This window comes from Streptomyces sp. CBMA156, assembly GCF_014596515.1.
Classification (GTDB): Bacteria; Actinomycetota; Actinomycetes; order Streptomycetales; family Streptomycetaceae; genus Kitasatospora.
This window is the reverse complement of the sequence record NZ_MSJQ01000062.1, coordinates 1-12,696: the sequence shown is the minus strand read 5'-3', so window position 1 is coordinate 12,696 and position 12,696 is coordinate 1. Positions and strand designations below refer to the sequence as shown.

The following is a 12,696-nucleotide window of genomic DNA, read 5'->3' as shown; positions in this document are numbered from 1 at the left end:
GCCGGTGCTCGGGGGCGGGGCTGGGTGAACAAGCCGGGCTCGGGCTATGCCGCGGGTCACCAGTCGCGGCAGGCTAGACCGGTCCGCCAGCTCCGACCCCGAACGCCGATCACCCGTCCGGTGCATCGGGGGCGCGGGGCTCGGGGTCCGGAGCCAGCCCGGCGGCCAGGCGATCGATCTGGTGCACCGCCCAGGAGGCGACCATGCGTTCGGGCGTGGCATGGTAGAGCTCTGCCAAAGCCTCCAGGGTTCGCAAGTGTTCCCTCGACAGTTCGATGGTCAGCTTTGCCGTCCACGAAGGCTCCATAGGGCCATCCTGTCGCAGATCGCCGCCTCAGTCATCGAGCACGAACCGCAGATAATTCATTTTCGACTCCGAGTATCGCTCTCGCTGCGGCGACCCGCCTGAGCTGCTCAAGGGCGGGGCTGGGTGAACAGGCCGGGCTCGGGTTCGGTGAGGATGCCGCGGGTTACCAGGCGTTTCAGCTTGGACCGGATGCCCTCAGTGTTCTTCGGCAGGATCGGCAGGTCGAGGGCCTGGCAGATGTCGCGGGCCCGCATCGGAGCGCCGGTGTCGGCGAGGACCGTGAGGATCTGCTGGTAGGCGGGGTGTTCCGGCGCCTCGGTGCGGGGCGGATCGTCGACCGGTGCCGGTGTGGGGAGGTTGGAGAGGGTCTTGCGGGTGATCTGCAGATTCTCGCTCTCGGTGTCGAGTTCGCCGAGGAGGGCGGTGAGTTCGTCGATCTGGTTCCGGAGCCGTCCGGCCTGCTCGGCGACTGCGTTCTCGCGGACGCCGATGTAGGCCAGTACGGCCTCGGCCTGGGGGATCTCACTCACGCGCTCCTCCAGGAGGGGAGGATGGCGCCGGTGAGGCGGCGGGACATGACCGACGTCATCGCCCAGAACACCCGCGAGCGGGAGGAGGCGAGCCGGTGTTCGTAGTCGCGCACGAGACGGCGGTAGAACATCAAGATCCCGTTCGTCTGTTCCACGATCCACCGCCTGGCCTGCGGGACGAAGCCCTTCTCGGCCGGGTTGCGCTCAACGATTTCCACGTCGATGCCCAGGTTCTTGCCGTGGTCGACGACGCTCTTCTTGAAGCCCTGGTCGACCAGGGCTTTCCGCACGGTGTCCGTCTGCGCGGCCACGCCGTTCAGCAGGGCGATGCCGGCGGCGTTGTCGTGTGCGGAAGCTGGCAGGGCGACGGCCTCGACGACGAGGCCCAACACGTCCACGGCCAGGCATCTCTTCCTGCCCGGCACCTTCTTCGAGGCGTCCTTGCCCGTCGTGTCGGCCGGGACGCCGACGGCCCCGTGGATGCTCTGGGTGTCCAGGACCACCAGGGTCGGGTCGGCTACTGAGGATTTCAGGGTGGGGTCGGTGGGGTGAGTGGCAGGCCGGTGCCGGCCAGGCATCCATCGATGAGGGCGGGTCGAAGTTGGATGTGCCGCAGTCCGCGTCGGAGAGTGCGGGTGAGATGATCCGGATCGGTGAAGGCGGTGTTCGCCGTCGGGCCGCGACGCAGGAGCGACCAGAGGCCTTCGACCGGATTGAGGTCCGGTGCATATGAGGGCAGTTGGAAGACGGTGAGCCAGTCGTGCTCCGCCGCGTACTGCTTCATGCCGACGGCCAGGTGAGTGTTGAGGTTGTCCCAGACCAGAACGATCGGGCCGCCGAGCTGAATGTGCGCACGGACGGCGAGATCGCGGTAGTCGGTCCAGGCGAAGCTCTTGCGGGCTCCCTTGAGCGGCATGTGAAAGCGGGGCCGGTAGATCACCCTGCTCTGCTCGCCGGGCTTGTAGCAGCACAGCGCGGCCACCGAGATCCGGCGCCGGGAACGTCCCCGGACCCGGACCACGGGCGTGTGCCCGCGCCGGCCCCAGGTGCGGGCGCGCGGCGGCGTCATCGCGAACCCGGCCTCGTCCTCGAAGACGACCCAGGCTCCGAGCGCCGCCGCGGTGCTTTTACCCGCGGCCACCTCCTGCTTCCACAGCTCCACGGCGCGCTCGTCGCGCTCGTCGCGCTCGAGTGCCCGGCGGGCCGGGACTTGCCAGGACCAGCCGTGCCGCTTCAGCAACCGCCACACCGTCGCGATCGACAATCGCATCCGGAACCGGCGGCCGATCACCGCCTGGACCCGAACCAGCGTCCAACGCTGGTCCTCGAAGCCATGGGCGGCCGGTCCCTTGCCCAACTCCGCCTCCAGCTCGACGAACTGGGCCGCCGACAACCTCGGCACACTCGCCGGACCCGCCGAGCGCAGGGCATCCGCACCACCCTCACGCCAGGACCGCCGCCAACGCTCCACCGACCGCTCGCTGACCCGCAGATCCCGGGCGATCGACGCGGTCTTCTCGCCCGCCTCGAACCGGGTACCGGCCTCCAGCCGCACCTGTTCACGAAACGCCCGCCGCTCAGCGGTCAGGCCCCCACCCTGCGCGTACCGCACATCATTGGCATACCGCAGGGATCACTACCTGTCACCACCGACAACAGAACGAAAACCTCAGTAATCGCTTCCGGCTCTCGCGCAGCTGCCAGCGCAGGAGGTCGTGAACGGTCGGTGCCGTCGTCACGCCAGGCGGCGAAGTAGTAGTACGTCGCGCTCTTCGGCGGCAGATCGTGCGGCAGGTACTCCCACTGACAGCCGGTGCGGTTCTGGTAGAGGATCGTGTTGACGATCTCCCGCATCGCGTATCTGCCCTGATGGCCGGTGGCTGAGGGGTGCTCGGCCTTCCAGGCGCTGATCACGGGCTCGATCAACTTCCACTGCTCGTCCGTGAGATCGCTCGGGTACGGCTTGCGATCACTCATCCATCCATCCAAGCGAACCTCGAATACCTGACCGGCAGAGATGCCCCAACGTCACCCCATCGAGCGATGCCAAACCCGACATAACGTCGCGAACCGCACTCTCAGGGACGACACCTCATGGAGAAACCAGCCTCGTGCCGGGCCTGGTGCGAGCTGGCGGCGAAGAGTCGACGGAGCGGGCCTGCGCCGCGGCCGGTTGGGAGTTCGTCCGCGTCGGCGAGCCGGACCCGGGGATGATGGCGAACACCCGCTGGCTCTCGCGTTACCGCCGGCGCCGCTGCCTGCGCCCAGAGGTCGCCGAGAGGCTGCTGGAGGTGTTCGACGGGCCGGTGCCGCCCGGATCGAGGACCTCGCCCAGCGCGGCCCGGCCGCGCCTGGCTCACGGGCGCCGCGTTCGCCTACACCGACGACTCGGTGTGGGAGCCCATCGCCCTACCTGCCCCCGCACAGGGTGACGGCGCGGCCGGCGCGGCCGTGGACACGCCCGCCGACGCCCTGGCCGAACTGCTCACCGCCATCAGCCGCTGCCAGCACGAACACCGCGACCACACCGCCCGCCGCCTGACCGCCGTCCTGGAGGGCGGCCTGCTCTCCGACGGACTCACGCAGCTCGCCCGGTACTACCGGGCCAAGGCCGACAAGGACCTCGGCCGCACCGCCCACTCCCTCACCGGGATGCGCGACGCCGCCGCCACCGCGTCCGCGGTGACATCCCGTGGCCGCGGGGCGACTTCGCCGCGGCCGCCCAGGCGCTGCGTGACGGGCGGGCGGAGCCGGGTGGGTCAGGCACGCGCGGCGGGTGCCTCTAGTTGCGGGCCGGTGCCTTCGCGGGCCGCGATCCAGGCGTCCTCGTCCCACTGCTCGGTGGCCCGGCGGGACAGTCTGTAGTCCCAATGGGACTCGATCTCATACTCGATGACGCCACCGCTGGGGTCTGTTGTGATCCAGTTGTAGGTGCCGGTGCGGTGGGCGTGCTTCGCCCACCGCACCGGGACGACGACGGGCTTGCCATCGGTGTCTCGCCAGGTGCGTACCTGGGCATCGACACGCAGCGGCGTCAGGTCCTGCGCGTAGCGCGGGTCGACGGTCGCGAACTCGTCGAGCGCGGACTGCTCGGCTCCCGTGTCTGGGAGCGGATCGCGGATCAGCGCGGTGACGAACTGCCGGACGGACAGGATCCGGCCGCTTTCCTCTTCAGTCACCACCGTGATCTGCTCACCGCCGAGTACGCGTTCGGAGAAGGGCTGCCACCGTCGCACCCGAACCGCCGTCCCCGACCGCTTGCGGTTGACGTCCCACACCAGATTCCACCCCGGAGGGATATGGACGAAGGCCGGCAGTTCGAGGGCCATGTCCCCTCGCTGTGATGGGGCGTTGTTGCTCCGGTCCATGCGGAACTCCGTTTCGATGTCGTGTCAGGGGTGCGGCGCGAGGTCAGTGGTACTCCTCGTCGAGGTCGGACTGGAGTTGCTCGATCGCCGTAGCGATGTCCTGGAGCTCCTCGTGGATCTCGGACTCGGTGGAGCCGCTCGATCCGTATCCCTTGTGCTGGGCGATCACGATGTCGTTGTACAACAGCTCCTCCCGGCGCCGGAGACGCTCGATCCGCGAGACGGTTTCGTCGTGTTGGTCCATACGGGACAACCTCCTGTGTTTCATCGCCCACCAGTGCGGATGAGACTGCGACGTTCAGGACTGCTGGGTGATTGCCCAGCGCGGCACTTCGGCCTCGCCGGACGGGATGCGGATGAGCTTGGCGAAGCCGTACTCGGCGAGTGTCTCGATACAGTGTTCGCGCCCGTAGCCACTCGCCTTCGTGCCGCCGAAGGGGCTGCCCAAGATCCCGCGGTGGTAGTTGTTCACCAGGGTCATGCCGACATCGAGGCGGTTGACGATCCGAAGGGCACGTGAGGTGTCGCGGGAGAACACCCCTGCGATGAGTCCGAAGTCCGTGTCGTTCGCGATGCGCACGGCCTCGTCGTCGGTGGCATATCGCAGCAGGGTTACGACCGGGCCGAAGATCTCGTCCCGGGCGACGTGCATCTCGGGGGTCGCCTCGAAGACCGTCGGTGGGACGAAGTAGCCCGACCGGTACGGTTCGCGATCGGTGTCCAGTGCGGCCTGGTAGGCGATCTTCGCGCCCTCCTCGATCCCGATCCGTATGTGATCGAGCACCCTCTGCTGGTGACGCCGGTCAACCACGGGCGGGGCGGCGGCGACGTCGGCGGGGCGGGCACGGCCCGGCACTGGCGTCGTCGGCGGCCTCGCCCAGACCCGCCTGTTCGTGGTCAACCGGCAGAATCCGGTGATGTTGGGTCTTGTGCCCGGTACGGAGAGTTCCTTCTCCGTGGCATGGAGAATCGTTTCCCCGGCCAGCGTCTGCGGGTGCCCCTGGCGTGGTGCTTGTGCGGCTGTGCGGGCGGCCGGTCAAGGTGCTCCAATCATCCCTACCTGTTGGGGAGTTCGTGGTTTCGCTGTGTGCGGGTGCGCGTACTACGGTGTGGCCGTGTCCGTCGTGGGGCGGCGTTGAGGGAGGGTTGTCGTGGGGCAGCAGTTGGCGCGGGTGCCGTTGGACGGCGGGGGTTCGATCCTCGTCGAGGCGGAGGACGCCGCGGCGGGGCCGGTGAAGGCGGGCCGAGTCGGTGACGCGGTGCGGGAGCTTCCGGAGAGTCTCGGGTCGGCGCTGGAGCCGGTGACCGGTCTGGCGCGTACGGTGCTGGCACGGTTGCGGGAGGCGGGGCCGGACGAGGTGCAGGTGGAGTTCGGAGTCGACCTCTCCGCCGCGGCCGGGGTCGTGATCACGAAGACCGCCGCCAAGTGCCATCTGACGGTGCGTGTGACGTGGCGCAAGGACGAGGACGACGGGGCTGCGGCTGCCGCTGCGGCTCGCAGGGCCGACGCTCCCGAGGGTGACGACGAACCGGAGACCGACGCCCGCGCGGCCGGCGACCAGTCGGAGGCCTGAGCGGATGGCGGTCGGACGGGGGATGGCGGGGGCCGGTGCGGCGGACGGTCTGGCGGCGGCGGTCGCGCAGGTCCGCGACGAAGCGGGGCTGGTGGTGGGGGCGGGGTTCCTGGTCGCCAAGGATCTACTGGTGACGTGCGCGCACGTCCTGGCCGATGGCCGTTACGGCCCCGGTTCGACGGTGACGCTGGCCTTCCCGCGCGCGCACGGCGCCCCGGAGGTGACCGGCCGGGTGCTGGAGGGCACGTGGCGCGACCCGGACGAGCAGGACGTCGCCTTGGTCCGCCTGGACCACCCGGTGGGAGTGGAGCCGTTGCTGTTGGGGTCGGCGGCGGGCGCCCGGGGACACCATGTGCGCTCCTTCGGGTTCCCGGTGCAGGCGCCTCCGGGCGGGCACTTCGGGTTCGCCACGGCCGGCGGAATCCTCCCGGACGACGGCAAGGTCGGTGAGGTGTTGCAGCTCACCGGTGCCAACGACCTGACCCAGGGGTTCAGCGGCGGGCCGGTCCTGGACGAGACGACCGGCCTGGTGGTCGGGATGCTCACCGCCATCACCGACCCCGACAGCCACGACCGGGGCCAGGCCATCGCCTACGTCACCCCCACCTCCGTCCTGCGCGAGGTGTGGCCCGCGCTCGGCGAGAGCGACGTGTCGCCCTACCGGGCGCTGGAACCCTTCACCGCCGAGCACGCCCGCTGGTTCCGCGGCCGGGAGGAAGCCGTGCGCCAGGTCCTGGAGGGACTGAGGGGCGGGCAGCGGGTGGTGCTGCTGCTGGGCCCGTCCGGTTCGGGGAAGTCCTCGCTGGTCCAGGCCGGAGTGCTGCCCGCCCTGACCGCGGGGAGCCTGCCGGGCAGTGACCGCTGGCACCAAGTCCTCACACGGCCAGGACCGGACCTGCCGACCGCCCTCACCCGCGCGGGCCTACCCGAGTCCGAGCCCAAGGACGCCGGGACGGACACCACCGGCGGTGCAGATTCGGGCAGCGGGGACGCCGGTGCGACCCCTGATTCGTCCCGTGTCGTGCTGGTCGTCGACCAGTTCGAGGAACTCCTCGCCCCCTCTGAAGGCCCCGAGGCCCTCCAGGCACTCGCCCGGATCACCGCCGCGATCCGCTCCGACGCCCCGCTCAGCGTCGTCCTCGTCATGCGCGACGACTTCTACTCCCGCCTGTCCGCACTCGCCCCGGACCTCCTGGACACCGCACTCCAGAGGAAGGGCGTCCTCAACGTCCCCGCCACCCTGAGCCCCGCCGACCTCGACGCGATCGTCACCGGCCCCGCCCACGACCTCGACACGCCCTTCGAACCGGGCCTCGCCGAGCAGATCATCACCGACGTCCTGGCCCTGAACCCCGGCACCGCTGCCACCGGTGGCGCGCCCGTCACCGCGCTGCCCCTGCTCGAAGTCGCCCTCACCCGACTATGGGAACGCCGCCTGGAGCACGACGGGCGTCTCACCCGCGACGCCTACCGCCGCATCGGCGCCGTCACCGGCGCCCTCACCGACTGGTGCGAAAACGCCCTGAGTGAACTCGACCAGGGCCAACGGGACATCGCCCGCAGGATCCTCACCGCCCTGGTCCGCCCCGCCGACCCGTCTCTGAACATCCCGGCCGCGCGCCAGCAGCTCCCGATCAGCGACCTGCGCCAACTCGCCGCCGACGACGACACCCCCGACGCGCTGCGGGCCGTGGACAAGGTCCTGGCGGTCCTCTCCCGGCACCGCATCGTCACCACCCACCGGCTCCACGGCCACGCACGGCCGGACGGCCCACAGGACGTGGAGGGGACCGCGGTGGCCGAACTGGTCCACGACGCGCTCATCCGCGACTGGCACACCCTGCGCGACTGGGTCGAGGAGGACCTGCGCTTCCTCGACTGGCTCCGCCGTGCCCGCGACCAGTACGACCGCTGGAAGGAACACCGCAACCCCCGGGACCTGCCCACCGGCACCCTCCTCGCCGAAGGCACCGACTGGTCCCGCCAGCGCCGCCGACTCACCACCGACCTTGACAACTTCCTCACCGCCGGACGCCGGCGCGGCCGACGCCTCAACACCATCCTGGCCACCACCCTCGCCCTCGCCCTGATCGCCTCGGGAATCGCCCTCTGGAAGTGGCAGACGGAGATCACCACCCGGCAGAGGGCAGTCACAGCCCAGCAGGTCGCGCAGTCCCGGCAACTCGCCGCCCAGTCCGTCTCCTTGACGGTCAGCAATCCCGAGCTCGCCGCCCTCCTGGCGGTCGCCGCCTACCGCACCAGTCCCACCTCGGAGGCCGCCACCGCCCTCAGTGACAGCGCACGCATTCCCTTGCGTCACCGCCTCGCTGTCGCCAGTATCGGTGGTGTGGACTCGGTGGCGTTCAGCCCGGACGGGAAGACCCTGGTCACCGGCAGCAGCGGCAGCACCGTGCGGCTGTGGAACGTGGCAACGGGGAAAGCCGTCGGCGGCCTCTCTGGTCCCCCGGGCGACCTCGCTGCGACATCGGCGGCGTTCAGCCCGGACAAGCACACCGTCGCCACCGTCAGCAAGCAAGGTGCCCTGCGGTTGTGGGACCCTACCGCCGACACGATCGAGACCCTCACCGCCGACGCGGGTACCACGAGTTCGGTGGTGTTCAGCCCGGACGGAAGCACCCTCGCCACAGGCGGCCATAACGGCCGAGCTCAGTTGTGGGACGCAGCCACCCGCAAGGCCACCACCGCAGCTCCCCCCAGCGAGGCCAGTGTCGTGTGGTCGATGGCATTCAGCCCGGACGGGAAAACCCTCGCCATCGGTGGCGACCGCGGCCCCGTGCAGTTGTGGGATAGGACCACGGGACGGATCACTCTCACCGGCCAGAGAGATGTCGTGTGGTCGGTGGCGTTCAGCCCGGACGGGAAAACCCTCGCCACCAGCGGCGCAAACGGCTTCGTGCAGTTGTGGGACACGGCTACCGGCGCCGGCCGCGCTACCTTCACCGGCTACACGGGTGTCGAACGGTCGGTCGCATTCAGCCCGGACGGGAAGACCCTCGCCATCGGCTGTGATGACGGCATCGTGCGGTTCTGGGACACCACCGCCGGCACGACCGCCACGGCCACGGCCACCGTCGCCAGCCACACCGATAACGTACGGTCGGTGGCGTTCAGTCCGGACGGGAAAACCCTCGCCACCGGTGGCTCTGACGGCAGCGTCCGGCTGTGGGACACCGACGCGATCAAAGCCGTCACCACCTTCACCGGCCACTCCAGTTCGGTGCGGTCGGTGGCGTTCAGTCCGGACGGGAAAACCCTCGCCACCGCCAGCAAGGACGGCAGCGTTCGGCTATGGGATGCGACCACCGGCAAGAGCACTGCCACCCTCACCCCCGCCACCGTCAACGGCAAGTTGGCGGAGTCGGTGGAGTCGGTGATGTTCAGGCCGGACAAGCACACCCTCGCCACCGCCAGCAGTGTCGGCAGAGTCCGTCGATGGGACCCAGCCACCGGCGAGACCACTGACCTCACCGGCCCCAACGGACTTACCGATGACGTGACCTCGGTGGCGTTCAGCCCGGATAGCCAGACCCTCGCCACCGGCGGCAAGGACGGCTTCGTGCGGCTGTGGGACCGAGCCTCCGGCGAGACCACTGACCTCACCGGCCCCAAGGGACCTACCAGTGCCGTGACCTCGGTGGCGTTCAGCCCGGATAGCCAGACCCTCGCCACCGGCGGCAGGGACGGCTTCGTGCGGCTGTGGGACCGTGCCTCCGGCGAGACCACTGACCTCACCGGCCCCAAGGGACCTACCAGTGCCGTGACCTCGGTGGCGTTCAGCCCGGATAGCCAGACCCTCGCCACCGGCGGCGAAGACGGCTTCGTGCGGCTGTGGGAAAGGGCTGGCCACAAGAACCTCGCCACCTTCACCGGCCGCGGACCTGTGACGTCGGTCGCGTTCGGATCGGACAACAGCACCCTCGCCGCCGGGAACGACGATGCCACCGCGCGGCTCTGGTTCTACACCCCACCGGACACCGCGATCAGTACGATCTGTGCGGCCGTCGCCCGTGACCTCACCTCCAAAGAGAAATACACGTACCTACCCGAATCCTCCGAGCCTGTCTGCCCGCTCATGACCGCCCCGACAACAGCCCTCCCACGCACCCCATCTTCGGCACTCCCCTAACCACCGACACGGAACCGGTCATCCGGTCTCTGGTGGTGACGAGCGCCAGGCACTGCAACGCGCCCCGCCTTCCGAACTTCGCCGACCGGCCGCAACACCGCCGGGCCGACGTAACCAGGGGATCGGTCCTGACACCCGCTCAGGGACCGAAACAGCTGGTCAACTCGCCAAACTGTCGGACCGGCCAGCTGAATTGGGTCGGATGCCCTGGTCGTCGAGGGGGTGGTCGACGACATCAGCCACGAGGGCCTTCGGGTCCTGCTCCGCGAGGAGGGCGTCTCCTTTCAACGCGTGAAGACCTGGAAGACCTCCCGTGACCCCGACTACGCCACGAAGGGGGAGGAGTCTGATGATCTTGGGTTGGATGCCGGTCGCGTCCCCGGCGGTTACTCGGTGCGCAGCCCGTCCGAGCGCATCATCCGCCACAGCACCGGCAGGCTGGAGAGGGTGACCAGGAGGACGACTCCGCCGCCGGTGCCGACCGTCCACGCAATGGTGGTCCAGGAGACCGCCGGTGGCAGGCCGGCCATCTTCAGCAGGATGGCGCCGAGGCCCAGTCCGCCGGCCACCGCGAGCGCGAGGCCGAGCGTCACCGGCAGGGCCGTCTGCCACAGTACCGACAGGCCGAGTGTCGAGCGCCGGGTACCGACGGCGACGAGGGCTGCCAGCAGCTTGCGGCGCTCACGGAGCTCTTCCACCACGGTGACCAGCATGCTCGCGCCGATCAGCAGGAGGACGACCGTGGAGCCGATGAACAGGCCGCGTTCGATGTTCGTCAGCCGTGGCTCCCGCACGCTCCCCTCGTAGAACTCGGCGCTCCGCAGCGGATCCATGCGGGCGGCGAGGTTGCGGACCCGTTCGACGGCGTCGCGGTCGGCCGGGTCGAGTTTCGCCATCAGTTCGGTCACGGCTTCCCCCAGGTCCGTGGGAGTGAGTGCCTCGGGTGTGGCGAAGACGCCGAGGGCGAAGGGGGTCGCCGAGTCCGGCACCGGGCGGGTGTCAAGGGCCGTGGAGGGGACGGTCCACAGGCGGGGTGGCAGCGGCCCGGCCTCCGACTCCCCAGTGGCCAGGTCGACCCGCTCGCCGGGCGCGGGAAGGTAGACGCCCCCGGTCAAGGGATCCTGGTTGTTGCGGTCGCCGGACAGGTAGACGCTGCCGGGGCCGCAGCCGGGGGTCTCGACGCTCTGGCCCAGGGTCGCGCAGTCGGCGACGACCACGAAGGCGCCAGCCTCCTCGGTGCCGGGCCGGCGGGCGTGGCCCAGGACGAACGTGCGGGCCGCCACCACCCCGGGCGTGGCCCAGAGCGCGGCGAGGTCCTCGCTCTGCCGGGCCTCGTCTACGTAGTCCCGCGAGATCCGCAGGTCCACCCTGTCTCGGCTGTCGCCGGTCTCGTGGGTGTAGCGGCTCGCCAGTCCCGCGAACAACATCTGCACGGCGATCGCCCCGGCCACCGCCACGGTGATGCCGTTGACCGTCCGGGCCGCCGCGCCGCTGTCCAGCTGAGTGCGGCGGATCGCGAGTTGGAAGGGCAGCGGACCGCCATGCAGCCGCCGGACGACCGCCTCCACCAGCAGGGGCAGCAGGGCCGTGACCCCCACGAGCAGCAGGACGACGCCGGCCGCGATCTTCGGCTCGCTCACCGCGGCGGCGGGTTCCAGGCCGTCGATCATCGGGGACAGCAGGGCCAGCCCGGCGAACGGCGGCAGCAGCCGCCACCAGAGCCGGCGTCCGGCGGTGCCGGCCTGCCGCACCACACCGAGCGGTTCGATGGCGACCCTGCGCAGCGTGAACAGGGTGACCGCGACGGCCAGGGTCGGGACGCCGACCACGACCAGGATGGTCAGCACCGGAGTCGGCGCCAGGTCGGAGCCGAAGACGCTGATCCGCCACAGTTCCACCGTGTCGACGAAGGACCGGCCGCCGAAGAAGAGGCCGACCCCGGCGCAGAGCCCGAGCAGTGCCGCGAACAGCGTCTCACCGGCCGCGATCCGCCGTGTCATTTGGGCGTCCGCGCCCACCAGCCGGAGCGCGGCCAGTCTCCGGTCGCGCTGCTCGCCGCCGAAGCGGACGGCGGTGGCGATGAGCACCAGTACCGGCATCAGCAGCACCACGAAGGCGACGACGACCAGCAGCGTCAGGAACGGGTCGAGCGGATCGAGGAGTCGCCTGCTGCCGATGTGGTCGGTCCTGGTCGCGTGCCGGCCGGGGACGAGGACGTCGGACCCCGCGTAGTAGGCGAGTTCCCGGGGGCCGAGGAGGCCTGGATCGCCGATGGTCCCGGCGATCCGGTACGGGAGGCGCTCCCGGAGCAGCGTGCCGTCGGGTGAGGCGAGCAGCTTGGCCAACTCGGGGGAGACCACCATCTCGCCGGGGGCCGGCGGGCGGCTCAGCCCGGGCGGCAGGACCGGCCGGTCGCCGTCCGCGTGGATCAGCCTCCCGTAGATACCATGGTCACGGTAGACGGTGTCCACTCTGCCGGTGACGATGGTCGTGGCGCCGGGCTCGACCACCCTTCCGTAGGTGAAGTCGTCGCGGGCCGAGGCCCGGTCGCCCCTGGCGGTCAGGATGTTGGGCACGGCGGCGGCGACGAGCAGCACGGCCACGCCCAGGCCCACGCCGAGGGCGGTCAGGAATGTCCTGGTCCAGCCCTCGCGCCCGCCGCCCACCGCGAACCGGGCTCCGAGCGCGAGGTCGCGCGCCCAGGCGGCCGGGGTCGTCGGGACCTCCCCCCGCGCCTCGCGCCGGGCCCCCGGCCGGCGGCTCCGCGCAC

Annotated in this window: 9 protein-coding genes and 4 pseudogenes; 3 read left to right on the top strand and 10 right to left on the bottom strand. The window is 70.4% G+C overall.

Going from position 1 to position 12,696, the window contains the following annotated elements:
• Window positions 1-109: 109 nt before the first annotated feature.
• The 9 genes and pseudogenes from BU198_RS04580 to BU198_RS04540 all read right to left on the bottom strand — a co-directional run bounded on the left by BU198_RS04580 (window position 110) and on the right by BU198_RS04540 (window position 5,106).
• The gene (locus tag BU198_RS04580) at window positions 110-307 is read right to left on the bottom strand and encodes a hypothetical protein (protein ID WP_188295528.1); all 198 of its coding nucleotides are present in this window, start codon (window positions 305-307) and stop codon (window positions 110-112) included.
• Window positions 308-414: 107 nt separating this feature from the next.
• Window positions 415-837: a hypothetical protein gene (locus BU198_RS04575; protein WP_188295527.1), complete on the bottom strand. Its 423-nt coding sequence runs from the start codon at window positions 835-837 to the stop codon at window positions 415-417.
• Window positions 834-1,352, bottom strand: a pseudogene (locus tag BU198_RS04570) (transposase); the annotation flags it as partial. The gene BU198_RS04575 and the pseudogene BU198_RS04570, both read right to left, overlap by 4 nt.
• 14 nt (window positions 1,353-1,366) lie before the next feature.
• Window positions 1,367-2,308 carry an IS630 family transposase gene (locus BU198_RS41805; protein ID WP_317619962.1) on the bottom strand — a complete coding sequence of 314 codons (942 nt, stop codon included), beginning with the start codon at window positions 2,306-2,308 and terminating at the stop codon, window positions 1,367-1,369.
• Window positions 2,306-2,392 (bottom strand): annotated as a pseudogene (locus tag BU198_RS43220) (transposase); the annotation flags it as partial. The gene BU198_RS41805 and the pseudogene BU198_RS43220, both read right to left, overlap by 3 nt.
• 118 nt (window positions 2,393-2,510) lie before the next feature.
• Window positions 2,511-2,814: pseudogene (locus BU198_RS04555) on the bottom strand (transposase); the annotation flags it as partial.
• 782 nt (window positions 2,815-3,596) lie between these two features.
• Complete coding sequence (locus BU198_RS04550) at window positions 3,597-4,166, bottom strand: hypothetical protein (RefSeq protein WP_188295525.1); 570 nt, start codon at window positions 4,164-4,166, stop codon at window positions 3,597-3,599.
• 82 nt (window positions 4,167-4,248) lie between these two features.
• The gene (locus tag BU198_RS04545; RefSeq protein ID WP_188295524.1) at window positions 4,249-4,449 is read right to left on the bottom strand and encodes a hypothetical protein; all 201 of its coding nucleotides are present in this window, start codon (window positions 4,447-4,449) and stop codon (window positions 4,249-4,251) included.
• A gap of 54 nt (window positions 4,450-4,503) precedes the next feature.
• Window positions 4,504-5,106 carry an aldehyde dehydrogenase family protein gene (locus tag BU198_RS04540; RefSeq protein ID WP_223243921.1) on the bottom strand — a complete coding sequence of 201 codons (603 nt, stop codon included), beginning with the start codon at window positions 5,104-5,106 and terminating at the stop codon, window positions 4,504-4,506.
• 250 nt (window positions 5,107-5,356) lie between these two features.
• Between BU198_RS04540 and BU198_RS04535 the strand changes: the two genes are divergently transcribed.
• The 3 genes and pseudogenes from BU198_RS04535 to BU198_RS43705 all read left to right on the top strand — a co-directional run.
• Window positions 5,357-5,779 (top strand): CU044_2847 family protein, encoded by a 423-nt coding sequence (locus BU198_RS04535; protein WP_317619959.1) that lies wholly within the window; start codon window positions 5,357-5,359, stop codon window positions 5,777-5,779.
• Between the two features lie 4 nt (window positions 5,780-5,783).
• Window positions 5,784-9,926, top strand: a complete 4,143-nt coding sequence (locus BU198_RS04530) for a trypsin-like peptidase domain-containing protein (RefSeq protein ID WP_223243920.1) — start codon at window positions 5,784-5,786, stop codon at window positions 9,924-9,926.
• A gap of 198 nt (window positions 9,927-10,124) precedes the next feature.
• A pseudogene (locus tag BU198_RS43705) lies at window positions 10,125-10,262 on the top strand (IS630 family transposase); the annotation flags it as partial.
• A gap of 50 nt (window positions 10,263-10,312) precedes the next feature.
• On the opposite strand, the gene BU198_RS04525 reads toward BU198_RS43705, so the two are convergent.
• Window positions 10,313-12,696, bottom strand: a 2,384-nt coding sequence (locus BU198_RS04525) for an FtsX-like permease family protein (protein ID WP_223243919.1), incomplete at its 5' end; no start/stop codon positions are given.

What these genes read in the sequence shown, in the direction of transcription:
- BU198_RS04580 (WP_188295528.1), bottom strand. Translation starts at nt 307, where the DNA reads ATGGAGCCTTCGTGGACGGCAAAGCTGACCATCGAACTGTCGAGGGAA.
- BU198_RS04550 (WP_188295525.1), bottom strand. Translation starts at nt 4,166, where the DNA reads ATGGCCCTCGAACTGCCGGCCTTCGTCCATATCCCTCCGGGGTGGAAT.
- BU198_RS04545 (WP_188295524.1), bottom strand. Translation starts at nt 4,449, where the DNA reads ATGGACCAACACGACGAAACCGTCTCGCGGATCGAGCGTCTCCGGCGC.
- BU198_RS04530 (WP_223243920.1), top strand. Translation starts at nt 5,784, where the DNA reads ATGGCGGTCGGACGGGGGATGGCGGGGGCCGGTGCGGCGGACGGTCTG.